Origin of the sequence: Chimaeribacter coloradensis (genome assembly GCF_002858715.1) — a bacterium.
GTDB classification, from domain to species: Bacteria; Pseudomonadota; Gammaproteobacteria; order Enterobacterales; family Enterobacteriaceae; genus Chimaeribacter; species Chimaeribacter coloradensis.
On the sequence record NZ_PJZH01000037.1, the window covers coordinates 1 to 25,144 of the forward strand.

Below are 25,144 nucleotides of genomic sequence, written 5' to 3' on the forward strand. Positions count from 1 at the left end.
CTTCATCGAATCATGAATCACTTTAGACGAACACATCGACTTAATTATTTTACTGGATTGATTAGTGCTCCAGTTGAATTCATTATTCAACCCTGAAAAACTGGGATCAAATATAGGCTCCCAATAATTATTCAGCCTTTTAGCGTTTTTTTTAAACGAATTATCTTCCTCTGAAAGAGGATTGTGGCGTGGTTGAATCACCATAAATTTTCTTTCTCAAATGCAATCAAGGTTGTACGTATACGGCACTATACAAAAATAACGCCGACCGAAGTCAGCGTTTTTTAATCAGCACCTTCAGGCGACCTGATGAGGCGGGTGCGTTACATCACCGCGTCCCTGTAACAGGCCATCGATTGAGATATCTTCGTCCAGTGCGTCCCAGTGGATACCACGGGGAGACAGTTCGTAATCTTTCAGCTGTTCGGCAGACGCGTTGCGAAGCCGGGGAAACCATGAAAGCGGTACGCCGATTATCCGCTCGTCCGAGAGTTCGACCCACATAATGTGATGATCGAACCGAACGTTCTTAGCTGAAATAATCATTCCAGGCCTCCAGAAGCATGAGTTGGTGTTGCCTTATCACTGTCATCAGCTCTTTTAACGTCCGGGAGTCAAATCCATCGTTACTTGCCAGTTTTATAACCGGCTCCAGCCAGAATTTTGCTTCTGTACCGGCCTTTATCACATGAATGTGAGCAGGTTCGCGCGGATTGCCTTCGTTGGAGTAGAAAAAGAACCGAAAACCGTTCAGCCGTAGTATGACAGGCATCGTCAGTAACCTTTAAAGGATTATGGTGAAATTTACTGCATTAATCAAAAGGCAGTGAGGGGTCGCAGAAAGACAGCGGCATATCGTGCTATGCCGCCCCTCTATTACGGATGCTCTTTCTGAGTCCATAAGTTAGCTTTAAGCGCATTTTCAGCGTCAATTTTCTTACGAAAATATTCGTTAGATTCTCGGGTTGCCGGTGCACCGCTTTCCTGATCTGCTGTACCAATATAATAGCCTCGACCAGACTGCATAACTTCGAGCGGAAGCGCCACGTTGAGATATTTCTGAGCTAAAAAGCCTGTTTGAGTATTCATAGGGTTACCTGTGAAAGAGGACTTACTCTGTTTATAGCAAGCCTAAGGTGAGCGGATTTAGAATGAGTTATCAGCGTAAGATTGCTGCTGTGAAGCAGTATTCTGTGCCTGATGAGGTTCAGCGCGTTCAGTCTTGAAGACCATGTCCTGGCCTATCTTGATCCAGTCCACTTTGATCAGGCGGGCTTTCAGACTGACGCGGCTTTCACCCGCGTGCTCACCATTTTTCAGCTGAAAAATGTCCGTTGATGGGTTGCTCAGAACAAAGCCAATCAGCACTTTCTTATCCTCATCCACCGCTTTCTGGCAGCGGTTAATGAGGCTACTGGCTTCTTTGCCGGCAACGGTGACGTCGAAACGCACATAAGAAGGGCTGTCGCTCGGACCTGACAGTGCGTTGATCACGCAGCTGATAAAGGTGCCGGACTGAGCATTTACCTGGCGAACGTTGCTGAGATAGCCCAGTCCGTTGATGGTCAGGTTGAAGTAGTCTTTGGATTTACCGGTGTTACTAGTATTAGAGGTGTTATTTACAGACATGATGTTTTCTCCATAGAGGTCAAATTTGGTTCGACGGAGAAAACTTCTGCCCGGACGGGAGAAGTATTCCCGTCGGGGAGTCAGAATCAGCTAAATTCTGACTATCTTGATAGTTGAATGTACCTTCATCGTCAGGCAGTAGGAGCCGTGATTGACGATATCTGCTTCCAAAGGCGAGCAGATGTACCACACTAATGTGTTCTCCCTTGCAGGCTACAGGAGTGTTATGTTCAGCCACCCGAAGGCGATTCTCTCAGGCCGATGAATCATTGGTGGTCGTCAGAGACGACGGACAAGCACGTTTATTTTTAAGCCAAATGTCACTACTGTCAACCTTTCTGGCTCTGCAGATTGAGAGTAGCCGGCGCAGAAGCTGGGCTTTTCCGCCCTTTACCAGTGCTCCGGCTTTTACCCGCAGCCTGGCGTCGGGTTTTACGGTTTGTCTCACCAACGATCCCCTTACAGTCCGGGTACTTCACACAGCCCCAGAATTTACCTTCCTTACTCTTACGCTGATGGGTCTGTCCGCCACACAGCGGACAGACAGGGCCGACCGGAACCGTGACCTTAAAGGCAGTGTCCCGCCCTTTTTCGACCAGATGCCGGGTCCACTGGCTTTGCTTTTGCATAAAATCACTGAGCCCGCTTTTTCCTTGGGCAATGTCATCCAGCGCCTGCTCCCACAGGGCCGTCATGCCCGGACTGGTCAGCGTCTCTGGCAAAGCAGCGATCAGTTCCCGCGCCATCTGCGTGGCAATGATGAATTTTCCTTTTTTCTCCAGGAAGCCACGTTTAAACAGCGTTTCCAGTACGCCGCTTCGCGTTGCTTCTGTACCGAGCCCCGCGTTATCGCGGAGTACCTTCCTAAGCTGGGGATCCGTGACCAGACTGGCGGCGTTTTTCATGGCGGCAATAAGCGTCCCTTCCGTGTGGTGCGGCGGAGCTTTTGTCACATTATCTTTGACGTCTGCACCGGTGACGCTGCAGACCTTGCCCTGTTCCAGCACGGGCAGCTGCGCGGCGGACTCCTTATCACCCTCACCCTCTTCCTGTTCAGCCAGCTCCCCCCTGAATAGGGATTTCCACCCGGCATGAACCATCACGCGGCCGCGCGTGCGGAAAAGCTGATTACCGATATTGAAGGTGGCATCCGTCACATCGGATTCCTGCAGCGGCATAAACTGAGCCAGATAGTGCAGGCGGATAAGAGAGTAGACTTTGAGCTCTTTTGCGTTCAGCTTTGCTATGTCGAATGGCTGTCGCGTCGGAATAATGGCGTGGTGCGCAGTAATTTTCTTGTCGTTCCAGACGCGCGAGGTATATGCGGTATCAAGTCGGGAAAGCTCGCTGCCGATAGCAGGATCAGAATGCTGTACAGCCTGGAGAACGTCATTGACCTCTTCCCGCATCGATACTGGCAGATAACCGCAGTCTGTTCGCGGATAGGTCGTCGCTTTGTGCGTTTCATACAGCGACTGGGCTATAGACAGCACCTCATTAGCGCCCAAACCCCATTTCCTGTTGCAGGCTTCCTGAAGATCGCCGAGGGAAAAACAGAGCGGTGCCGGCGTTTTAGCCCGCTTTTTCTCAACGGAAATCACACTGCCGTTCCCGGCTTTCAGGCAGATCTGCTGAACCGCCAGTGCAATCTGCTGATTTACACACCGTTTTTCATCATCACAGTATTGCTCCGCAGCAACCCATTCAGCTTCAAAACGGACACCGTCTTTTTCAAGCTGCGCTCTGACTTTCCACCAGGGCTTTGGTGTGAAGCCAGCAATTTCAAGATCCCGGTTAACCACTATAGCGAGCGTGGGCGTCTGCACCCTGCCCACGGAAAACACCTCCGATAATCCGGCTTCACCGGCCTTAAGGGTATAAAGCCGTGTCAGGTTCATCCCTATAAGCCAGTCCGCCCGCGAGCGGCCAATACCCGCCTGATACAGTTTTTCGGTCTGGTCGCCTGACAACATTTCACTGAGGGCTTTTTTGATGCTGGCTTCATCCAGCGCGGAAAGCCACAGCCGGCGCACGGCACCGGTGTAATTGCAGTAATCCATCAGCTCACGCGCGATCACCTCACCTTCGCGATCGGCATCGGTTGCGATGACTACCTCACTGGCCTGTTTCAGCAGTTTTTTGATAACGCCGAACTGATCGGCAGTGTCTTTCTTGACTGTCATCTGCCAGCGGTCTGGGATGATCGGAAGCACCTCCGTGCGCCACGGGCGTCCAAACTGCTCGCCATAGGTTTCGGGCGTGGCCGTTTCCAGCAAATGGCCAACTGCCCACGTGACCGTAATATTACCGCCGCTAATACACCCCTGGCCGCGCTGGCTGACGCCCAGCACGCGGGCAATATCTTTGGCCTGGGAGGGTTTTTCACATAGATAAAGCTGCATGCCGGCCTCCGGTTTTAGTGTGCCTGACCAGACGCAACCTGGCGGACCTGAGACATAACGTTGTTGAACACGCTGCCGGTAAGGTGCGATGCGACGGGTGATTTGTATGTCACATATACCCGCGTACCGGAACCGTTCTTTTCAAGCTCAATATCCATATGGTCGTTGTCCCCCACGTCGCTGCCCATGCGATAAGAGCTCCCCGGAACGGCTTCCCACACTGGATGAGCGTCCTCAATAGCAGCAGCACTCCAGCGGCTGTTACGATCTCTGGAACGAATATGTTCAATTTCATCAGCACTCACATAGCCGTAGTGGCGCTTTAGTCGCGCGGCTGCCGTATCGATATCTACCGGCACGCTGAACTGTTTGCTGGCACTTTTCCCGCCAGATCCTGATGCTTTTGTCAGCACCGGCATACCGTTGCCGGAATCCATGAAACTTGAATCACTGCCACGCAGGGTTTTACTGATACTGAAAGCGGTATCGCTGATATTTTTGTTGATGCTGGCAAAGTCAGTGCCGGCACAGCCGCTGAGAAGGACGCAGATAACGCCCAAAGTAATCATCCGGTTCAAATTAATCGTCCTCTGAGGTAACGGCAGAAAGTGGAGAGAATGAAGAACGTTTTTTGCCTGACATAACGGCAGGATCCGGTTCCCCCAGGCGCTCTATGGCAGCCAGACCCCGCGCCGTTTTATGGCGGATATCCTCGTATGTCACCGGCACGGTCCGGTAGTTCTGAATCAACCCGTAGACTACACGTATCGCTTTACTCCCTTTTTCGAGGAAATCATCGCGCTGTGAACGGGAGATCAGACCGTAATGGAATGCCCGGAAGGCTTTCAGCGCCAGCTGATCGTAATGCACTAACAGCCAGACACAGCGATAACCAAGGGGGGAACGGCTGAATACATCAAGGTTCAGCGGCTCGGAAGATGTCACTTCAGATATGGTGATACCTGCCGGAATGGCGGCTGTAATGGTTTCTATCTTTTTGACTTGCTCTTCCACCTTCTGAGTCGCCAGCTTAATGGCCTCTTCAAGTTTGACCAGCAACTCATCACCATAGGGGTTGCCGGCTGCGGCATCACGCCCGGCGAACCCTGCCCGCGACATCGCTTCCGGCATCCCCAGAATTTTGGGGCGTTTTTCCGCCTTTGATTTCTCATCTGATCGATTGCGCCCTTCCCAGAGCCTGATTGCATAATGCGAGTGCAGCTCGACAGTCAGCGTGGATACTAATCCGCCAGATCGCCGGGGCGCTGTTTGAGGGGTTGTCTGTTCGGCCATAGCTGTCTCCTGATTGGCAAAGGCTTTCGTAAGTTAAGTGGCGATCCTCATTCCTGAGAGGACCGTAAACAATTCGAAATCAGATATTCGAAAAGTAAAATTTGTTTGCTGCCTATGGCGCTTGATTAATGACCACTGTTGCACCGTGCAACACTGCTAGCTCTTGTGAGTCCGCTGGCTGCCTAATCATTTCTCTGAGATCCAACAGACATTCGAAGACTCTGAACGATTTCTCTTACGCGCTCTTCACTGCACGTCTGCCGGCTATCAGGGCGAGAAGGCTTAAAAGGGCGTAGTTCAGGGCGCGGTGACGAGCTCATGTGATCAGGTACTTTTCGTACGTTTTCTGCAGGATAAAGCTCCCCATGTCGGGCCTTTTTAAGCACCGTCAGCAACCAGCCAAGCGGGTTTTGCAGGCTGCCTTCACGCTGTGCACGAATAACATTCGACAGCACCAAGGCAGATTGCTCAGGCGACAGCGCCTGCAGCTGGCGATTAACCATGTCCCGGTCTGCTGGTTTCAGCAGTGAGGCGAAGTCATCTGGCAGGCAAACCGAACCGGTTACGTATGTTTTATCTGTATTATTAGTAAAACTACGTACGTAACTGTTCGGATTCCGAACCCGGTTGTCATTCCCGGTACTCTCACTGTGTTCGGAATCCGAACCGGGCTGCAGATCATGCTTCTTTAAGCTGAGTTCGGAATCCGAACCCGGCGAGCGGACTGTCTGCCCGGGTGCGGCACGGCGGATCGATTCTTCAGGACTTTGGGCTGAGCCCAGACGGGCCTCAATCATCTGGAGATGACTGCGATGATGGAGCATTGTGGGATCAAGCCGGATTTCACTAATGATTATCTTTGCCGTGGCGCTGACGGTCCGGTTACTGCTCAGGCAGGCTTCAGCCACCGTTTTAAGCCAGTGTGGGTCGAACATTTCTGCATCAGCAAATGACAATGGCTCATCATGCTGCGCATAAATATTTCCTCTTACCCTTCCCTTTTCATCCCTGACGCGTTTGCAGAGGCTGAGCCAGCCCGTGATGCGTAACATCAGAAGTATCCGGCTGATGGTCTCTTTTGATGCCCTGCCTTTACCCGGCGTTGCCAGCTGCAGCTGCAATTCTTCATAGGAGGGAAAAACGGCACCGTCATTGCTCAAAGCGTGTAAGCGGATAATTATCCAGCCCATTTTATCAAGCGGGGAGAGACGTTGATCGAGAAGCAGCCAGCGCGGCATAGAATCGTGTATGTTACCCGTGAACAACAGACCGCCACGAACATAGCTGTTCTGTTCTTCCGGTAAACGTGCCGTCAGCCGATCAGTTAATTTTGTGACTGCCTGATGGATAAGGCTGTCATCTGGTAATGTCATTCTTCACCTTCTGAATACAAAAAAATGCTGAGCAATGTGCCGCTAAAGGCTCATCGCTCAGCATTCTGACTACGCTTCAGTTGCGCATAGCCGTGTTATAGCGCTCATGGTTCATCATCTCCCAGGTGCGCCCTTCATCACGGCTGAGCAGTCGCCAGAACGGGCCGAGATCAATCTTGTAATAGCCCGTCCGGTTTTCATTCAGGCGCTTATAGTTACGCTCTCCGTGCCAGAATCGTTGAACCGCGCTGACCGCTTTTTTAGACAATGACGCCGGAACAGTCGTCGGGGCTTTCAGGCCCGGTATGATCTCTTTAAATCGCATCCTGCCCCCATCTGATTACAGTGAACGCACTCCGCCGGTTAAAACTCATGCTCTTCTCCGCGTGGCCGCTGTCAGATTTTCACTCTCCCACTTGAGAACAGTGTTCCAGACTGCGGTGAGAGAAATATCCATTTGTTCAGCGGCAAGCAGCATCAAATCCAGCCCCTCATCCGTTTCGCTTCGAAGTGCTTTATTGTCATTTGCCGCCCAGATTTCCCACAGCTCCGTACTTTGTTCATCGCTAAGAACGGTTCCTCGACCTGCACGAACTTTTATGCCGGCTATCCTGCGACGCGCCGCAACGTCATTACTCATCAGCCCGAAAAAATGCTCCATGAGCTTGATGGACCCCCCCAGAGCAAGTGCGCGATCAATACGTTGCTTACGCGTTTGTTCTTCCCTGGCTTGCGTCATCAGTCGGGCCAGATTGTCCTGGTTTATCTGAAACGAAAGGACAGAAACCTCGCTATTGATGATGTAATGAATATCTTCAATGGTCATATCTTTCAGCGTGGCAATCTCTTCAGACGTAAGCCCCATTTTGTCACAGCGCCGTATAAACCCATTTTTGAGTTCCATAACTAAGTCAAGCAGGAAGCCATTAGCAGCCCGGGAGAGGTTCGTGTTCATCAGTTACCCTTCATTTGCAGGAACAATGGAAGCAGCACTTTTGCGCTGCAGTTCGCGGAGACGACGAAGGATCCTGATTAGCCGAAACACCGTCAGGGTTTGCTCGTCATCAAAAACAGGTTTGGCTGATTCAGATGACCCGATCAGCAATTCAGAAGTGAGGTTCGCAGCATCCTGATAACTCGTATCGTCTGTCAGTGAAGCAAGAAATAAGGCTACAAGAGGAGCATCATCAACAGGCACTGAAAGCCGATAACCAGACTGTGATGCGTTTTCGCTGGCAGGTGTTAACGAATTACCACAGTCATGAGCACTGGCAATATCCCAGCTCAGACGCCAGGCCAAACTTTGCAAATGCTCAATGTCATCCTGAAGGGCACTGACGTGCCAGAGCGAATGGATTTCTGGTTGAGCAACAGCCGGTAAATAATCATCAGGACCTTGTAAAGCATGCGATTCATCTTCTTTTACTAAAGAAGATAAATCCTTAGGTTGCTTCTTTGCGGTAGATTGCTCTACGCCAGGAGTATCATCCTCAAGCAGGGTTGAATCGCCTGGAGTCAATTCATCAGACAGCTGACTGAGCTCAGCTACATCGTCATTTGCAACCGTTGAGGAATTGGCCGGTAAACCAGAAGAAACAGCAAAAGTAATGTCTTCAGCAGGTTCTGCTTTTACTTTGTCGGCACCACGTAGCTCAAGCAACCAGCCATCATAGTCAAGGTCATCGCAAGGAAACGCATCTGTAAGGTCGCCAATAAGTTCATCAGTGAACATTTCAATTGACCATAGTTCAGGATCATCAAATTTACGGCAGCACTCACCAAATACATTTGTGAAATCGGCTTCTGTACAAATATTCTTTTCAAACTGGTACTTATCCCAAACTTTTTCAGCTCCATGACGGAGTTTGAGCAATTTTCTAAGCTCACGACCACCAAAGCCGGATGCGAGCAATACAGGCATCCAGGGATAGATATTTGTCACCACATCTTCCATTCGGCTAACACTGGAAAAATGTACGGGCAGGCCGCTGTTAGTTAGTTCAACGGCAAGATCACGCAAAGAAATTTTTTTCCCACGTTCTTCTTCGAGCAATAACCGCGCTTCACTTACAGAGAGAGCTTTATCGATGAAAGTTAACTGCCCATGAGTTTCATTTTCAGCGAGGTGCCCCGCGAGGCACTGGAAGCGTCCAGGCCACGGCTTTTCAATGCAGGTCATTTTGAAAAAACGTGGATCTCCAGTCTCATCCCAAAGTTCACGCATGATGGTGTAACGCGTGTTGCCGCCATCGCTAAAGGTCCACTTACCATCGGGAAGACGGGGATCGCGCGTCACTAAAGGCACAGAATTAAGACCGCGCGCGCGAATAGATGCTTTGAGATCATCAAACAAAGGATTACGGCTTTTGCGCGGATTATCTGGATTCACACAAAGTTCATCCAGAGTAAAATCCCTGGCCTGATTGCTACTATTAACAGACGAGTTTTCTACCAGCTGAAGTTTACTCATTGACCAGCACTCCTGAAATCGTAACCAAAGTCATACCCGCCTTCAGGATATTCACTGAAGAGAGTAAACCTGCTGTCAAACTGGGTTTTGATGGTGCCGGTAGGGCCTTGACGCTGTTTACCTATGATGATTTCAGCCTGACCGGGATGCGCCGTATCAGCGTGGTAGACTTCATCGCGGTAAATAAATGCAATCAGGTCAGCATCCTGCTCAAGTGCGCCTGAATCACGCAGATCGCCATTATTGGGACGCTTGTCCGCACGCTGTTCTACCTGTCGATTGAGCTGCGACAGAGCAAGGATGGGACAGTCAAGCTCTTTGCCAAGCGCCTTAAGCGAACGGGAAATTTCGGCGATTTCCTGCGTGCGGTTTTCCATGTCCGGGCATCGCATAAGCTGTAAATAATCGACCATGATTAAGGCAGGCTTGCCGTACTTACGAACATAGCGACGCGCACGGGTACGTAGCGTCGCCGGCGTCTGGAAGCTGTTGTCGTCGATAATAAGTCGATCGCGCCACGCTGCTATTTCTGTTGCGCCCTGGCTGATGCGGCCCCAATCTTCATCGCTCAGGTTGCCACTACGAAGTTTGGTCAGATCAACACGGCTGCGCATCGATAGCATGCGCATAGTTAGCTGATCAGTTGGCATTTCAATACTAAAAATAAAGACAGCGTCTTGAGGCTTACTTTCTATTGCACCGATGCACCAACTAACAGCCAGAGCGGTTTTACCCATAGAGGGACGTGCTGCGAGGATAATCAGATCACCTGGTTGCAAGCCACATGTCATGAAGTCCAATTCAGCCATGCCTGTTGACGTTCCAGTGATACCGTTTTCAGTTGCAGTAGCTACTTCAAGCTTGCTGAGCACTTGATCAAGGGCAACCATAATTTCTGATTCGCACTCGTTTGCGCTCGTGCCTTGCTCATGAAGCCGGAAGAGCGCATTTTCAGCTTGCTCTGCGACCGTTTGCGAACTGAGCCGATTGATTTGGATATCAGCTACAAGGCTGTTGCCGATAACCAACAGAGTACGCAAACGGCTCTTTTCAACGATGACATCCGTATAACCAAGAATGTTTGCAGCTGAAGGCGTGTTCTTGCTCAATTCCGCTAAGTAAGCAAAGCCGCCACTTTGTTCAAGCGCACCGTCACGCTCCAACTTCTCGCTAAGGGTTATCAGGTCGATGGGCTGGGATAACAAAGACAAGCTGCTCATCGCCTTAAATATATGACGATGGGCAGCGACAAAGAAATCTTGTGCTGTCAGTAGGATGTTTATTTCATCCCAACGGTCATTATCCAGCATCAACGCACCCAGAACACATTGTTCGGCTTGCGTTGAATGAGGTACAGCTAACTGAGTGCCGGGCTGATTAGGCATGAGTCTATCCCTCCACAGAACATGTGGATGTGCTGAGCTATGGATAATGGATGTGTTACGTAATTGCAGACTTAGCAGTTAGTTCAGTTACGTATTGATCTAAATAAGCGTCGATAAGACCTTGAACGATTTTCGAAGCGCTTATAACTCGACCTGATGAATGAGTAAGTTTTACTGCACACCCTTCCAGATTGTTACGTCTTACTGGACCTATATAAATGATGGGAGCCGGGGCTCGTGATTGATCATGTGAGGGCATATCATCTCCAGGATAAGTTTTACTTAGGAATTTCCTTAACCCAAATGACGGGAAAGGAATATCAAATTGCTAAAACGGATCGGAACCCTGATTGCTCAAAACCCTCTCAGATGGCTTCTGGATGGGTTATGCCCTCACTTCTCACTTAAAAAGCGTCAAGAAAAAGTCATTTTATGATAATGTTTAACACTAAATTTGTTAACTGTTTACATATTACCACTTCTAATGCCTTTTATGCAATTTTTTCCCACTCACCAGGAATTATTCCCGAAACCTATGCAATTTTTTCCTTTAAAATCATTGCAATAATTTCCGTTAAGGAATGCGAATGTTAGACACGATTGAGAAGAGACTTAAGTGTTGCAGGGCTGCGACGGGTACTACGCCACAGGAAGTTGTGAGTTATATACAGCAAAAAAACATGGACCTATCCTACACAACCTACACACGCTGGGAATCTGACGGTTCAGTTCCTGCCCGTAGAATGGATGTGATACATATAATTGCTGAGTTTTTCACCGAAAATGGTCTGCAAGTTAATGGTCAGTGGATCATGACGGGTGAAGGATTCCCTCCGCAGTTCACTGAATATGCGAAGCTCGACGAAGACACGCTTTTCATCCTTGCAAGTCGCCAACTACCAGATGTTGAGCTGGTTCAGATAGGCGGCATGTACGGTGAACCATACGTAAGTTTCGGAGAGTTCTGTATTGTATCTACGATTACAAATATCGACCCTAATAATAACAAATTGTGTTATGTGAAAAGTGTAAATGGATTACATATTGGTGTCCTGAAAGTAATGGATGAAAAGTCAATTATTTTAGAGGGTAACCAAAGCATAACACTAATGAAGAGCGATATTTATGAATGCCGGAGAGTTAAATGGATTCAAAAGAAGTGAAATTGAAATTTCACCAGTGCAGCAATGAAGTAATAAACTTTCTCGATAAGTTTGAGCGTACTACATACATATCTACATTACTGGTCGTTAATAACAACATTTCAGCTCATCAAAGCAACGGCTACGCTGAATGGGATAATAAATTTTATTACGAAGGCAAGTATAAAGACAGCCTGTTGATAAAGATGGGAATTGAGCTTACAAAAATAAGCAAAGGTGATGTTAGCACCGTCATCTGGGATGACGCCTTACGCAATGAAAAAAACAACATCATTGATACGCAAAGGCAAGAACACAATATATATCATGGCATTAGCTTTATATATGGCATAGAGAATGATATGAGCATGGCGCTTAATATTTGCACCGGAGCTGATACCTCGCAAAAGGAATTTGAAAATCTGATACTGCCAATGCGGTTTGCACTACTGAACTACTTTAAGGACTTATAATGTTTACCAAAACCTATTCCGTGGATGAAAAGCACGTTGATTTTCAGGGCGTTGTGGATGGACTGTATTATCCCTTCTACATGGAGTGGACGCGCCACGCCTTTATGAAAGAGGAACTGGGACTGGATCTGGAACAAGAGTTCGCTGAAGGACGCCTTCATATGATCCTTGAATACACGATGCGCTTTAAAAAGAGCCTTCAGAAAGGGGATGAAATGCAGGTAACCTGCGCCCTTCAGGCAAACGAGAAGCGCAGCCGTGTCAATTTCATCCAGCAAATACTGGTTAACGATGTTGTGTATGCAGAAGCGGTGTTCACCGCTACGTGTATCGCTAACGGCAGACCTGGTATACCTGATGTAGTGAAAAATGCTATTCCTGCCTGAATTTTCTGAGGGAACCCTGCCGGGTTCCCCTGTCAATTTTCAATCAGTATATATCGACTGTCTTTAACCTTGTCCTTTCCTGCCTGATAAAATAAAGAGAGCCGGACTAAATATCCACTCCGCTTCTGATATTTACCTTCCAGACCTTCAGATTCATATATTCTAACCCTGAAAAAACGCTTATCGTTACGCATATGCAATACGCCATTCTTTTCAAATGACGCCTGAACAGCTCTACGATCGTTATCAATGCCTGTTGCCTCAATGAATTTAAAAGCTGCGCCCGGCAGGGAAATAAACATAAATCCACTCACTGCATGAAGCAGGCTGTCATTCTCATTCACGCTGAGAGATTTATTATTAACTGACTCTCTGAGCCACAATAAAAACTGCTCACCAAGATTACCTGCATTACTGCTTTCAGGTGCAGCGAGAATAACGGGGTGTTCACACGCCACTTTTCCGTTGTCGGTTTGATCCAGCACTGAATCAATAACATGCAATATTTCCTGCGGCTTAGCATCGGGAATAAGTTCCGGGCTTTCATCCGGAACTGCAATTACCGGTTCATTCATATCCTGTACAGGCAAACACTCATCTGCTGTAGCCGTAACTGCTCTCTCTGCCTGTTCATCCTCGTTGGTGTCCGCCGGTTCAGCTGCTGCAAACATGCTGAGAAGGACGGTCGTATCATCATCAGCCGCTTTTTCAGCCACTGGATGCTCAGTTACTACGCCGCAGTTTTCTGAAAGTGCCGAGGGCAAAGATCCGGTTTCATCATCCGCACTTAACGGAGGTTCTGCGTTCACTGGTGCGAGACCGGAGGCCAGATCCTCAGCACTTTCCGACCGGATATCGGCGAGTGCAGAGGCAGCACTGATGATATCGCCCGGGGATATCGTTACCGGTATCCCCGGATCCGGCACCAGCTCCGCAGCGGCCATTGCAGGCAAGCCCGTCTGCGCACAACCGGCGGGCGAACCGCTCATTCCTCGCGCTTTGTCGAGAATTTCTTTGATGAGCGGCATGGCCGCCGTATCCCCGCCGGCCAGAGAAGCCATCACCCGCATGGCCTGGCGATCGCCACAGAGCCAGGTGACCCCGTCATCAGGCAACAGCCTGGCGGCCATTATTGCCGCCGAACCGGCATCAGCTGCATTGCTTATCCGGAATCGATAGGGTGCACCCGGCGATGTCATACCAGGGATCCAGCATTGCCCGTCCAGTAATTCACCTTCAATCCTAGTCAGTTGCGGCAGATGCGCGGTAAGCGCTGACCAGAAAACAATCGCATTCCAGAGCGTGTTTTTAGCGGCCTGTTCCTCGGGTGACGCGCCGGGAGGAAACATATGGCCTTTTGCCAGCCTGACGCTGCAGGCGGTAAATTTCAGGGTGAGATCTATGTATCCGCCCTCTTTACTCCATTCACCTTCCGCGCTCGCCGGCACATTCTGTACGCTCTCAGCGAGTCTTTTAAGCGGTGCCAGGTAAAGCCGGTTATAAATCTCCTCAGGCAAAGACGTGTTATCCCAGATTTGCCTGAGAAAGAGCTTACGATGCGGGGAAGAAAGCAGCTCTGCGGCTGAATGTGGCGCGAAATATCCCGGCGGAACCTTACCGCCAGCTTGCGCTGACTTAGCCGCGTTTTGCCCCCCGGATATCATGGTTATGAGCTTACTGAACATTCTGACTCCCTGATAATTCAGCTTCATTGCTGATATTAAGCGCAGCCTTCGCGCTCTCTGAGTCCTTTCCGTCCGGCGTTTCAGAGTCTCCACTCAGTGCATCAAGGCAGCCGGTCACAATACAGACCAGCTCATTCGGCACCAGAATTTTGCGCGCGCGCGTCACCGATACGTACAGAAGATTCAACTCATCTTCTTTTTCGCGCGGGTTTAAAAGGGGATCGTTAATATCAACAAAATCGTCGTTCATTTTGACCGCGTTCCACTCAAGCCCTTTACTGCGGTGCGCCGTCACGACCGTCACATCAGCATCGCTTTCGCGCGTCACCGCCTGCTTTTTTAACACGGCCAGCAGCATTGGCAGCGGAAAGAACATGTCCAGAAGCCGAACTCCCTGCCCCATTTCCGGATCCTTTGTTGCTTTGGCAGTAGACCGGTATGCTTCAAAATCGCTGAAGTCGCGCGTCAGCTGCGGCGACTGGATGCGATCTGGCATATCGACCGAAAGCCAGTACAAATCTTCCAGTTCACCAATGCGGTATCCCTCCATGCCGCCCACCCAGTACACCTTTTTACCCGTCAGGCTCTCTATCAGGGCTGAGCCAATCACGCCCGCTACCGTCCGGCTGATAACGCAGCAGTGCGCGGTTCCGGCGGGCAGTTCAGGTACAACCTGGTCCTCACCGCCAAGGCCGCAGATCCGGCGGGTTTCCCCCGCCTCGGCAAGCAGGGTATTCGCAACGTCTGCGACCGCCGGCCCAAACCGGAAGCTGTTCGTCAGCCACAGCCTGTCTGCAGTCTCCAGCTGTGGAGAAACGAGAGCGTTTTCCGCCCCCCTGAAGCGATATATCTGCTGATAACGATCGCCGACAAGAATGATGCGACAGGGCTGGCTGAGAACAAACTGACTGGTCACCGGATTCGCATCCTGCGCCTCATCGAACAGGATCACGTCCCATTTCTTGTTCAGCTCCGGAACGGACAGCTGATAAAGTTTAAGATAGGTGTCATGCGTTACCGGAAAATGTGAATCCATCCGGGTCATTTCGTGCCATATGACCTGTGCAGCGCCGAGTATTTTGCCCGCGTCCAGTCCGCCCCGATCACTCTCATTGGGCAGATGCAGAAATGAGATTTTTTCGTCGGCGCTGTACAGAAAGGTGTTAAGCGTGTTCAGCGCAGTCCGTGCCAGCAGCCAGTGACGGGTGTTGAGCAGCCGCGCAATATCCGTTACGCGCAGAGACGTGGTTAGCCGCGCCTGAAAGTGCCGCCCGAACGCCGGCCATGCCAGTTGATGAAACGTTCTGCACTCGACGTTAAAAGGAAAACGACGCTCGGACTCCTCCCTGATCGCGCGATTGTAAGCGAGATAAAGCATCCGCTCCGTGGGGTTTGCCAGCGCGTAGGCTTCAAGCGTGGACGTTTTGCCCGTACCGGCAAACGCCATAACGACAAGTTTTGTGCCTTTCCAGGCGATGATCTGTGCCTGCTCCTGCGTGGGTTTCATGTATTCAGTACCTCCGTCAGCGTCATGCCATGAACCATGCCCTGCCGGGGAAGCGGTATCCACCGCAAACTCTATACTGACCCGCAAAAAAAACGCCTCCGGAGAGGCGTTATGGTCAGGCTGCGCGTTGCTCTGCGCGGCCGAGTTTTGCTGCCCACCTGGCGGTGTAGTGCAGCGGGGTGTAAAGCGTGCGACGCCGTTCAAGCGTCAGCGCGTTTCCGGTCACAACCTCTGCCGCAATGCCGCAGAGCGAGAGCTGTATATAGGACATACTGGCGGCCAGCGGATCAACGTCCGTCACCGACACCCACAGCTGTTCTGAGACCGTGTAACCGCGCTGAGCAAACTCTTCAGCGAAGGCGATGACCATACAACCTGCACCGCTCGCCGGCTCCTGCAGGGTAATGAAGTCTTTTCCCTGCATCAGCGCATCGATGCCGGAAAGCTGCACTGATGCCATCATTCGCGATACGTCCCACGGCGTGAAAAACTGGCCGCGATACTTATCTCCCAGCTCAAGCTCCATAAAAACGCTGCCGAGAAAATCACAACGTTCCTGATCGAGCGCCATCACGACGTGACCCAGTAACTCAGCCATCCGGGTGACGTCTTCCTTCTCGTAACCGGCAATTATGCTCAGATACTGCTTTTCCAGCTCTGCATCGTGCGCAACGCCGTTGTGAAGCGCAATGGCCGCGCAGCTGACAAAGTCCTCAAACACTTTGTGCCGGTGATGATAACGGGCCGTGGTGTTGAAAATCTTCAGGAATGCGCTGCGATGGTTGATAAAAGTCATGCGTGTTCTCCATAAAAAAAGGGGAACACGCCCCTGAGGAGGTGTTCCCCTCAGGGTGTGAGGCAAGCCCTACGGCCCGCCTTTTTTGGTTACCAGCTGTACGTGGTGAATCCTTCCGCCTCCGGAGCCCCTGATTCAAAAATCAGGATTTCCACGGCATCCGAACGCATCAGTGAAGCGATCACGCGGCGGGCTTCTTTCGATAACCCGGCTTCTTTCAGCCGCAGAACCGCCGCGGTACACGCGGTTAACCGCAGAAGATAGCCCCCACCGATATAGTGGACCCACTCACCGTTACCGACTTCACGGGTCGTGATTTCATCCAGCAGCGCATTGTCTTCTGCGCAGAGGTGAGCCGTCGAAATAACGCGGCAGCGAAGGTACTCACTGTTGCCGCTCATACCTGTGCCGCCTGATGAACGGATGTTGCACCTTCTGGTTCATAAGGTTCAACTACCGGCACCAGATGCAGCCCGGGCCTGCAGTCGTCCAGCTCGTCAATAATCGCCTCAGCACTGCAGACGTGCTCGCCCCGATCGTAACAGTCATAACCATCAAGATCGTGAACCGGCTCGCTGTACCAGTGCCGAATTTCACAGTCAAAGGTCGATGACAGTGCCGCGATGACCTCTGCTGCCGGCGGGAACCAGGCGGAATCAAACGCAAGTTTTATGCTGCTGACGCCATCACGTTCCCAGCTGACATTGTGACCTGCCGGCCATTCCATACCGTACTGCCGGCAATAGAGGCTGCAGGACGTAGACGCCCCGGACAGGAGTCCGCCACTTCCGTTCAGTTCGGCAGCCAGCCGGCTCGGGATTATCTGCAGCATATCGCAGGGTTGCGCCCTGTCAGGCAGCTGACTCAGTCGTTCCCAGCACTGACCCGGATCGATTTCCCGGGAAAGCGTGGCAATACCAAACCAGTCTGCATAGCGTTCCTCAATGAGTCGCGCGATATGTCTGCGTGAAACGTCCGGAATACTGTCCCAGCGGATCGCGTCGATACCCGACTGATGGTAAAGCCGCTCAATTTTGCGCAGATGCTCCCCGTCAAGCGGTACGTCATTGCGCAGTAAACCGAGCCACTGCTCAAACGCCAGGTTGGCTGGCGTGCCCTGTCCCGTTCCGCTCTGCATTAACCCGGGAAACGGCGGAAAAGACTCCGTTTTAACCGGGCGTAGCAGGCCGCCATACCCCGCCAGAAACAGCTTTATGCTGCGCATGACGGCGTGACGGTAAAGCGGTACGGCTTCACCGCTGATCCACTCTTCCATAATGCTGATGAGCGCGGATTTTCCGGTGATTTCTAAACGGTTATGGCACCAGTCTGACATGGTTAATTCCTCTTTTTTCAAAAAAAGAGGGCACTGTCCCGTGAGGAACAATGCCCTCACGGGACGGCAACGCGTTTACTTAACGATGCCGGGTTGGTGTGTTATGCAGCTTCAGCCGCACTTTTATCTAACTGCAGTAAGAATTCTGACGCTTCTCTTGCGTGCCGGCAGGCACGGAAAAGCGCTTTTTTGTCCGACTTCAGTACCTCAAGCCACGATTTTATGTAGCTGTCGTGCTGAACATCGCCAAACACGCCGAGCTGGGCGCAGAGAAACGCGCTGCCCATCTCCGCTATCAGCTCCTCAAACGCATAAACCGGATCGCCAAACTTTTTCGACGGTTTGGTTATGCCTTCGCGGTTAAGTCGTGACTCATGGCCGGTGGCGTGCACAACTTCATGCAGCAACGTGCTGAAATAGTCGGCGTGGGTAAAAAACTGTTCCGCCTTCGGCATCAGTATTGAATCAGTGTGTCTGGCGTAACAGGCCCGGTTCTGTAATCTGAACTCAACCTTAACGCCCGCCATATGCACAATCTCACATATCCGTTTTTCCGTCGGCCAGTCGATCGTACCGGGGTATTCAGCTACGGGAGACTCATGCGGTACAGCCGCAACACTATCCGGTAAACCGTCACACTGCTCGACGTTAAACAGGAAGTTAGGCTTTATCATGGCCCGCGATTCCATCAGCGGCTTACCGTCGGAATCAAACAGCTTGTTTCCGCTGGCATCCTCAGCCTGCTTTTCAAAAGGTCTGAAGATAATGTCCTCTGATGACGTTTCACCTTTGCGAACCTGACCGCCCAGCTCCTGCGCCTGACGATAAGTTACCCAGCGATCGGTGCTGTATCCTTTTTCCTCTGCGGCCAGCCATAACAGCAGCACGTTTACGCCGCTGTAAGGCTTACCGGTTAAGGCATTAACCGGTAACGGACCCGCTGCGGCGTAGCGGCCAGCAGTGCGCCACGGTTTTTTCCATGGTGCCACGCCGTTCTCCAGTGCCTCAACGATACGGTCAGTGACCTTCTGGTACAGATCGACGCTCTCAGTTTTCTTCGTGCGACGGGTTTTGGTTGGTTTAGTCATGGGATGCTCCTTAAATGAAAAAAGGGCGCATCCCTCCCCTGACGGGCGAGAAATACGCCCGTCAGGGAAAGTGGTTAACGCACCGGAGAAATAATCTTTCCGTCGGCGGTTATGCTGTTCAGCCGCAACCGGAGTTGCCACCTTGAATGATAGAAAACGTGGCGGTCATGCCACTTACTGTCAGTAAACATTGCTTCTTCAAGCATTAAAGCTGCCGAACCGAACCACCGGGCCCGCTCTTCATCGCAGCTGCAGTCACAAAAATCTGAAGTCCTCATCCGGTCGATCCGTTCACGGAACAGCGCGAGTTTACGCTGACTGAGCCAGCTGATGGTTTTGCGCTTCAGCTGATAGGGTGAACGGACAGACAGAACAATCACCCTGTCTGCCGGCGTTATGGGACTGAAAAAGGTCGGGTCATCGACAGTGAGATCGTATGTCTCTGAGATATGACCAAACTTCAGTTCTACCTGCACGCCCGGGTCGGTACTCCCACCGCTGTATTCAAGCGCATAAATTCGCGCTTTGCGGTAGAAAAGCTGACCCGGTAATCCGTTCCTGAACTCCAGGAACAAACCATCCTGCGAACAGATAACAAGCCTGACTGACATAGCCTGATGGTAAGTTTCATGAAACAGCTGCGCGAGCGCGTCACTGTTGAAAGTAAACATAGGATCACCTGCTGTAATAGCGGGATCTGTCTCCTTCCGGAGAGCAAATCCCGGAAGGATGGGTATACAGGTCAGCTGTTGTGCTGCTGAGCAAGCCAGAACTCAATGCCTGATATGGCTTCCCACTCTTCAGTGGTGACCTGCTTGCCGGGACCGGAGGTTTTTACCAGCAGCAGGTGTTCAATTGCGCCGGGTATAACAAACGATGCCGGTATTTTTTCAGGTGCTTTGGTAAACATATCCATATTCCATGCCAGCCATCGCTGCGCGAAATGCCAGCTTTGCGGACAGGAACTGGTTATGTGATAGCTGTCGGGACATAGGTTATGCAGAAGAACCAGCACGATACGTACGAATAAATCCTGTTTGCATCGCTGGCTCTCCACTTTACGGTATGGCCGAAAATTATCCGAAAGCGTCTGCCTGAGATAGAACGGATTGAGGCAGTAGCCTTCGCCGTCCTTATGGTTGAACGTGACCGAACCATCTTCGTCAAAAAGTTCTGACGCGCGGTTCATGTCAAAACCCAGCTGCTTATATGGCCGGAGTTGAGCGGGAAGAAGCCAAAAAGCTTCTTTAACTGCGTCGGTAAATCTGAACCACTGTTCATCATTTATGGACGCTCCCTGCTCAAACTGGTAAACGCCCGGAAGGACCAGAGGATCAGTTGGTGTATGTGTCATGGTAAATCTCCATTAAAAAGGGGATTTACCGCCCACAGGGAGGTAAATCCCTGTTGGGCTAAGTTAGTCTATCCGGAGAGTTAATCTCGGAAGGATGGGTCAATGTCAGCGTTTGCCGGTTTTCAGTTCTTCGAGCGTGAACTCAAGTTCTGAAATCAGTCCCCAGTCAGCCGTCGTAAACGGACGATCACCCCCGGAAACGCTTCTGATGAGCAATTCATCAGCTGCGCCGGTAATGAAACCTTCCGTGCTGAAAGGCTGAGGAGCATTACTGTCAGCAATCAGTTGGTGCCGTATTGCCCAGCGAACAGGAAGCGCCCAGCTGACGCCGCCGACTGATGACGTTATCTCAAAGCAGCCTGAGCAATGGTGATACAGCATCAGTAGCGCAATCCGCGTGAAGAAGTCGATGGGCTGACCTTCAGTTTCAATACGCAAATCAGGGCTCATATCCAAGGTAAACATCACGCTTTTGGATTTGTGATTCCCTTCGTCTTTTCCACCGAATTCAAAAGCCCCGGGGTGAGTAAACATCATGGATGCGCGTTCCAGACGTGTACCGTTAGTTGGCGAGCACGGACGGAGATGTACCGGTAACAGCCAGAATGCTTCTGTGACTGCCAAGGTAAAACTGTGCCACTGGCTCGGGGATATCGATCCGCTCTGCTTCACGGTATAGGTAACGTGTTGGGGTGGTACGGAGATTGGTGTCATGATAAATCCTCAAAAAAAGGGATTTATCCCCCTGATGGAGAATAAATCCCCACAGGGTTAAGTCAGATTAGAAAGATTTTAATCGGCCAATTGCCAGATCTCCCTCCATCACTGATATGCATAACGAAGTGTTGCCATCTGATTCGCCAGTTTCAGTGCAAAACGGCGAGCCTGACGGTAAGAGCGGAATACCTCATCCGGCTTTTTCAGAGAACCAAACCGGTGATTACCGTAAAATGTGCCGGAACGTGTAAGTATGCCGGCCGTCCATTTTCCTGAAGGTAACTGATGAACCTGAACCTTAAAGCTGAGTGAGCCAGTCCGGTTCGTTATCCAGTCTTCTTTTCTTTTACCGGCCGTGACGCGATCCCGCAGGGATGACGCTGCTGCGGAGGGTGCTGAAAAGATGCCTTTTAGGGAAAAGGAGGTTGGTAATAAAAGGGTATACATGGTGTTTCTCCTGTTGAGCGGGAAACACCTGCCCTGTCGGGAAGATGTTTCCCGATGGGCATTCGCATAGCGAATGTATGGTTCAGACGACTGCGCTGTTACTTCTGAGCGGTGAACACTCTGAAGGTCGCAGCATCAGACGCGGCATGCTGAGCGGCTTTCGCTGCAGCTTTATGTGTAAAATGCTCACCGTGCCGGCTAAAAATGAATTCATCGCCTGGCTGGCCTTCAATCAACGTTCTAGCCATAACAATGGCGTAATAACGTTGATCGTCAAACCAGACGCGTGAACGGAATTCATAATGACCGGAAGGTGAAGCAAGCCACGATGTACCCCTGAGTGCAGCCTTAAGGTCAGGACATTCAGATGCAACGCGAGTTGCAACGGAAAGGACCAGATCGAATGGCGTACGCAATTCATTCAGAAACGAGCGGGTTATGGACATAGTTTCTCCAGAAAACAGAGAAACATTTGCCCTGTCGGGAATGTTTCCCCGAAGGACGAAGCCGGATGGTTAAATGTACCTTCATCGCCAGGCAGTAGGAGCCGTGATTGACGATATCTGCTTCCAAAGGCGAGCAGATGTACCACACTGATGTGTTCTCCCTTTCAGGCTACAGGAGTGTTGTTTGCAGCTACCCGAAGGCGGTCATCTCAAGCTACAGACCATTGGTGGTTGTCCGAAGACAACGTAAGAAGCGTTTTAATAATAGCGTCTGCTTAAGGCAAATTACAAGAGCCCTTTATTCATCTGGCTCATCTGTCCGGTTATAAACCCGGGCAACGTAAGCACCACGCCCATCTCCGTGTCCAAGATCCATTGATACAAGCGCCTCAGCTTCTTTACGACTCATGCCATTCTCAAGATGATGGTTTACAGCATCCTGTGAATAAGCGTATCTGAGACTGTGCGGCGCATGAATTCCGGTCATTCCACTTTCACGTAATACGTTATGATAACGATCAAGCGCCTGATGAAGCGTTGGCTTATCAATTAACTTACCGTTATTCTTTTCTATGTACTGAATAGCTTCATTTAACAGCTTAACAACCTTTGCTTTCTCAAAAACGGTGGCATCACGTGGACGGCCACCTTTAGAGCCAAACACAACGCGTACATTATCATTTCCGGCTTCAAGACTTTTTCGCCAGGTTTTTAATGACTTTGCCGACTGAACCGTTTCCTCCGCACGTAAACCAATATATCTGGCGAGCTGCACACCTAAAGCAATCCCCCTGTCTTTCTCTGAAACCGTCAAGACAATTTCTTTAAGACGTTCATCAGGAATGGCAACTTTAGTGCCTTCGCGGCTGGCTCCAGAAATATTTAGCGCCTGATTACTCAATTTTTCATGCGCTGGATTAGCCAGGACGTTACGCCCACCTTGAGAAAGGATTGAACGTAATGCGGCCATTTCATTTTGCAGCGTCCGGGACGAAATACTTTCATCCTGACGACTACGAATATAGTTCTCGATATGTTTGGTTTTAATATGGCTTACGTCCCGAATCTGAATATTAAGGGTTGCCAGTCGCTCCGAAAAGCGACTGGCAATCTTTGAACGATCAGAAACCGTTTTAAAACTTCCTCCGCCCTGACGTGCGAGCGTGACGAGCTGCTTACCTAATTTTCCGGACATTGCTTTTCTCCATCAGAACCCACAGCTGTTGACCCGCTAACCCACAGCTGTATGACTCTGAATCTGTACATCTCTTCCCCGATGACACGGTTGCTTTTGCGCTTCCTGCGTCTCGACTGGTATCTGTGCATCGGGGCGGCGAAATGTTGAGTTCTTGCGAGGCTCCCCAGGTCTCTGACCTGTTTGCGGCTTGCGCCGTGCTGACGTTAGTCAGTCTGCCTCCGTACACCAGTTTCCTGATGTCGCCATCGATACCGAGTCGATCATTCTCCTTCTAGTAAAACGCCCTTAACGGGGTGTTCGTTAACGTCGCGTCATGGTTGATAAATAGCCAGTAGAGCATCTGAAAACACGTAATACGTGCACGTCAGATTGTACCGGCATGCTGAAAACCGCACTGTACGTGGGTTTGGTCGTTATGCGCTGCGCGCGTCACTTTGTTCTCGTTTCACTCGAACCAAAGTGACGCCGCGCAGCTTCATGCTCCTAATGCGTCTTCCGCAAGCGCCCAAATGTTCCAAATGGGCTTAAGCGTCATAGCAAAAGTCGTATGCAGCTCAGGGCGTATCCCTGCAAATATTCATAACGTAAGTGAAGAAAAGCATCATTGAGGATGCCTGTCTGAGGGCGTGAGGCGTATGTAAAAGCCATGCTTTGGTGTGATTAATGTACCCCAATCGTCGCGTCGTAGGTGCGCTTGTTTTGACGATATCTGCTTCCAGGAGCGGGCAGATGTACCACACTGATGTGTTCTCCCTTTCAGGCTGCAGGAGTGTTTTCGTAGCTACCCGAAGGCGCTCCTCTCAAGCTACCGGACCATTGGTGGCCGCATATGCGGCTGTCTTACACTGCGAATATTGAAGCAGGTTTTGCCAAAAGTCAAAACCTGCAGTTCATTTTCAAAAGCGATTAGCTAGCTTAGAAAGCAATCTTTTTTGTAATTGTTCAGTATAAGAAGGTAGTTCAGGATAAATAAATTCTTTACTAAACCCATACATAGCTAACTCTTGACGAATAACTGATATGCTAGAGTATGGGATACGTATTTTTAAAAAGCCTTCACTAAGTATATTACTTAAAGTTGCATCACTAACAGCATCAACACTTTCAACTACACATGTTTCCTGTACATTATTTGCGGGATAAACATCGCCCTCTAACAGGTTACTAAACATTAGCACACCTTGCTGATTCTTTAGTCTTTGGTTTAATGAAGCAGGTGTCACAATAGTGTTAAAAGGATTGTATAACTCAATAGAGCTGATATTTCCATGATAGTTAATGTCACTTCCCTGCATATAGAGAATACAGGAATTAACATACCTCTCATGAGCAATCGATTGGCTATCAAACAAAGTATAAATAGAATATTTATTATTTAAATCAATAATTCTCCCATAAGAAACTGACGAGATGAGATTCATTATCCCTCCCTTTAATTCCTTTACTACTTCATTACTTTTTTCTGACTTAGGATTTGCCAAAAATGACTTATAATTAGTATTTATGAAATTATATATTAAATCATAAACGCCTTTGTGAGCTTTAGCTGATGTATTTATTCGCCCTAACAGACTCTCACTGGAACATACATCTATTTTTTTATCTGGATCCCAAATCATAAAAACTGCAGCATCAGAATCTGTTACGTCACTTCTATCTTCAGTTGCAAAATATAAAGCAACAAGTGGACTTAACGTCCAATCAATTACCCTAGTTGCGAGTCCATAATGCTGAGCATTGAACTGCAAATCGAGATCATTCAAATTATACCCTTTCAATATATTAACGTCAGGATAGTTTATATATCCTTCTTTAAAATTATTAAATAGCTCACTTGCAAACCCTCTTTTTGAAACATCGAAATTTTCCATAGCTCCGGTTACTATGCTTTTTTTCTGAACACTAATAGGGCTAATTGTATTATTTGAAAAAAGTCTTGATAATGAAGAATTGATATTATATTTAAACCTTCTCTGACCACGATAATAGGCTCTTTTGATAAGGCCAGGATCTTTAG

28 protein-coding genes and 1 pseudogene are annotated in these 25,144 nt (G+C 49.8%); 3 read left to right on the forward strand and 26 right to left on the reverse strand.

The genetic code is table 11. The annotated features are described in order from the left end of the window. From CYR32_RS21785 to dnaB-PI, 13 genes and pseudogenes are all read right to left on the reverse strand, one after another. A pseudogene (locus CYR32_RS21785) lies at window positions 1-204 on the reverse strand (hypothetical protein); the annotation flags it as partial. Window positions 205-297: 93 nt separating this feature from the next. After that, on the reverse strand, window positions 298-546 hold the full coding sequence (locus tag CYR32_RS19635) for a DUF2442 domain-containing protein (protein ID WP_007885438.1): 249 nt from the start codon (window positions 544-546) through the stop codon (window positions 298-300). Next, a complete protein-coding gene (locus CYR32_RS19640; RefSeq protein ID WP_101826805.1) occupies window positions 530-772 on the reverse strand; it encodes a DUF4160 domain-containing protein in 243 nt (80 codons plus the stop codon). The genes CYR32_RS19635 and CYR32_RS19640 overlap by 17 nt, the downstream gene beginning before the upstream one ends. A 104-nt stretch (window positions 773-876) precedes the next feature. Continuing rightward, complete coding sequence (locus tag CYR32_RS19645; protein ID WP_101826806.1) at window positions 877-1,089, reverse strand: hypothetical protein; 213 nt, start codon at window positions 1,087-1,089, stop codon at window positions 877-879. Window positions 1,090-1,146: 57 nt separating this feature from the next. Next, entirely contained in the window at window positions 1,147-1,629 is a 483-nt protein-coding gene (locus tag CYR32_RS19650; protein ID WP_101826807.1) for an STY4534 family ICE replication protein, read from the reverse strand. Between the two features lie 329 nt (window positions 1,630-1,958). Further along, a complete protein-coding gene (locus CYR32_RS19655; RefSeq protein ID WP_101826808.1) occupies window positions 1,959-4,031 on the reverse strand; it encodes a DNA topoisomerase III in 2,073 nt (690 codons plus the stop codon). A gap of 14 nt (window positions 4,032-4,045) precedes the next feature. Beyond that, on the reverse strand, window positions 4,046-4,600 hold the full coding sequence (locus CYR32_RS19660; RefSeq protein WP_165698284.1) for a hypothetical protein: 555 nt from the start codon (window positions 4,598-4,600) through the stop codon (window positions 4,046-4,048). A gap of 10 nt (window positions 4,601-4,610) precedes the next feature. Next, on the reverse strand, window positions 4,611-5,324 hold the full coding sequence (locus CYR32_RS19665; RefSeq protein ID WP_101826810.1) for a PFL_4669 family integrating conjugative element protein: 714 nt from the start codon (window positions 5,322-5,324) through the stop codon (window positions 4,611-4,613). 182 nt (window positions 5,325-5,506) lie between these two features. After that, complete coding sequence (locus CYR32_RS19670; protein WP_101826811.1) at window positions 5,507-6,697, reverse strand: STY4528 family pathogenicity island replication protein; 1,191 nt, start codon at window positions 6,695-6,697, stop codon at window positions 5,507-5,509. Between the two features lie 76 nt (window positions 6,698-6,773). Beyond that, window positions 6,774-7,022 (reverse strand): ParE family toxin-like protein, encoded by a 249-nt coding sequence (locus tag CYR32_RS19675; protein WP_049852763.1) that lies wholly within the window; start codon window positions 7,020-7,022, stop codon window positions 6,774-6,776. Window positions 7,023-7,067: 45 nt separating this feature from the next. Further along, the gene (locus CYR32_RS19680) at window positions 7,068-7,652 is read right to left on the reverse strand and encodes a DUF2857 domain-containing protein (protein ID WP_101826812.1); all 585 of its coding nucleotides are present in this window, start codon (window positions 7,650-7,652) and stop codon (window positions 7,068-7,070) included. Between the two features lie 3 nt (window positions 7,653-7,655). Continuing rightward, complete coding sequence (locus CYR32_RS19685) at window positions 7,656-9,167, reverse strand: ParB family protein (RefSeq protein WP_101826813.1); 1,512 nt, start codon at window positions 9,165-9,167, stop codon at window positions 7,656-7,658. Then, on the reverse strand, window positions 9,164-10,552 hold the full coding sequence (dnaB-PI, locus tag CYR32_RS19690) for an SPI-7-type island replicative DNA helicase (RefSeq protein ID WP_101826814.1): 1,389 nt from the start codon (window positions 10,550-10,552) through the stop codon (window positions 9,164-9,166). Before dnaB-PI ends, CYR32_RS19685 begins: the two co-directional genes overlap by 4 nt. Before the next feature lie 587 nt (window positions 10,553-11,139). Between dnaB-PI and CYR32_RS19695 the strand changes: the two genes are divergently transcribed. From CYR32_RS19695 to CYR32_RS19705, 3 genes are read left to right on the forward strand one after another with little or no spacing between them, the layout of a single operon-like run. Continuing rightward, window positions 11,140-11,715: a hypothetical protein gene (locus tag CYR32_RS19695; protein WP_101826815.1), complete on the forward strand. Its 576-nt coding sequence runs from the start codon at window positions 11,140-11,142 to the stop codon at window positions 11,713-11,715. Further along, window positions 11,697-12,167: a hypothetical protein gene (locus tag CYR32_RS19700; protein WP_101826816.1), complete on the forward strand. Its 471-nt coding sequence runs from the start codon at window positions 11,697-11,699 to the stop codon at window positions 12,165-12,167. The genes CYR32_RS19695 and CYR32_RS19700 overlap by 19 nt, the downstream gene beginning before the upstream one ends. Next, window positions 12,167-12,553 (forward strand): acyl-CoA thioesterase, encoded by a 387-nt coding sequence (locus CYR32_RS19705; protein ID WP_101826817.1) that lies wholly within the window; start codon window positions 12,167-12,169, stop codon window positions 12,551-12,553. Before CYR32_RS19700 ends, CYR32_RS19705 begins: the two co-directional genes overlap by 1 nt. Before the next feature lie 32 nt (window positions 12,554-12,585). On the opposite strand, the gene CYR32_RS19710 is transcribed toward CYR32_RS19705, so the two are convergent. From CYR32_RS19710 to CYR32_RS21525, 13 genes are all read right to left on the reverse strand, one after another. After that, on the reverse strand, window positions 12,586-14,238 hold the full coding sequence (locus CYR32_RS19710; protein ID WP_101826818.1) for a TraI domain-containing protein: 1,653 nt from the start codon (window positions 14,236-14,238) through the stop codon (window positions 12,586-12,588). After that, entirely contained in the window at window positions 14,228-15,745 is a 1,518-nt protein-coding gene (locus tag CYR32_RS19715) for a UvrD-helicase domain-containing protein (protein ID WP_101826819.1), read from the reverse strand. The genes CYR32_RS19710 and CYR32_RS19715 overlap by 11 nt, the downstream gene beginning before the upstream one ends. Window positions 15,746-15,860: 115 nt before the next feature. Further along, complete coding sequence (locus CYR32_RS19720) at window positions 15,861-16,541, reverse strand: N-6 DNA methylase (protein WP_101826820.1); 681 nt, start codon at window positions 16,539-16,541, stop codon at window positions 15,861-15,863. A gap of 89 nt (window positions 16,542-16,630) precedes the next feature. Further along, entirely contained in the window at window positions 16,631-16,942 is a 312-nt protein-coding gene (locus tag CYR32_RS19725; RefSeq protein ID WP_101826821.1) for a DUF5983 family protein, read from the reverse strand. Continuing rightward, on the reverse strand, window positions 16,939-17,877 hold the full coding sequence (locus CYR32_RS19730) for a DUF1281 domain-containing protein (RefSeq protein WP_101826822.1): 939 nt from the start codon (window positions 17,875-17,877) through the stop codon (window positions 16,939-16,941). The genes CYR32_RS19725 and CYR32_RS19730 overlap by 4 nt, the downstream gene beginning before the upstream one ends. Window positions 17,878-17,978: 101 nt before the next feature. Next, on the reverse strand, window positions 17,979-18,965 hold the full coding sequence (locus CYR32_RS19735) for an ArdC family protein (RefSeq protein WP_101826823.1): 987 nt from the start codon (window positions 18,963-18,965) through the stop codon (window positions 17,979-17,981). Window positions 18,966-19,039: 74 nt separating this feature from the next. After that, window positions 19,040-19,636 (reverse strand): hypothetical protein, encoded by a 597-nt coding sequence (locus CYR32_RS19740; protein ID WP_101826824.1) that lies wholly within the window; start codon window positions 19,634-19,636, stop codon window positions 19,040-19,042. 71 nt (window positions 19,637-19,707) lie between these two features. Further along, a complete protein-coding gene (locus CYR32_RS19745) occupies window positions 19,708-20,319 on the reverse strand; it encodes a hypothetical protein (RefSeq protein WP_101826825.1) in 612 nt (203 codons plus the stop codon). Between the two features lie 105 nt (window positions 20,320-20,424). Continuing rightward, the gene (locus CYR32_RS19750) at window positions 20,425-21,033 is read right to left on the reverse strand and encodes a hypothetical protein (RefSeq protein ID WP_101826826.1); all 609 of its coding nucleotides are present in this window, start codon (window positions 21,031-21,033) and stop codon (window positions 20,425-20,427) included. Window positions 21,034-21,141: 108 nt separating this feature from the next. Further along, window positions 21,142-21,483 carry a hypothetical protein gene (locus CYR32_RS19755; RefSeq protein ID WP_101826827.1) on the reverse strand — a complete coding sequence of 114 codons (342 nt, stop codon included), beginning with the start codon at window positions 21,481-21,483 and terminating at the stop codon, window positions 21,142-21,144. A 98-nt stretch (window positions 21,484-21,581) separates the two neighbouring features. Then, window positions 21,582-21,929, reverse strand: a complete 348-nt coding sequence (locus CYR32_RS19760; protein WP_101826828.1) for a hypothetical protein — start codon at window positions 21,927-21,929, stop codon at window positions 21,582-21,584. A gap of 298 nt (window positions 21,930-22,227) precedes the next feature. Continuing rightward, the gene (locus CYR32_RS19765) at window positions 22,228-23,124 is read right to left on the reverse strand and encodes an integrase domain-containing protein (RefSeq protein WP_101826829.1); all 897 of its coding nucleotides are present in this window, start codon (window positions 23,122-23,124) and stop codon (window positions 22,228-22,230) included. 899 nt (window positions 23,125-24,023) lie between these two features. Further along, the coding region (locus CYR32_RS21525; protein ID WP_146000737.1) for an FRG domain-containing protein at window positions 24,024-25,144 on the reverse strand (1,121 nt) is incomplete at its 5' end.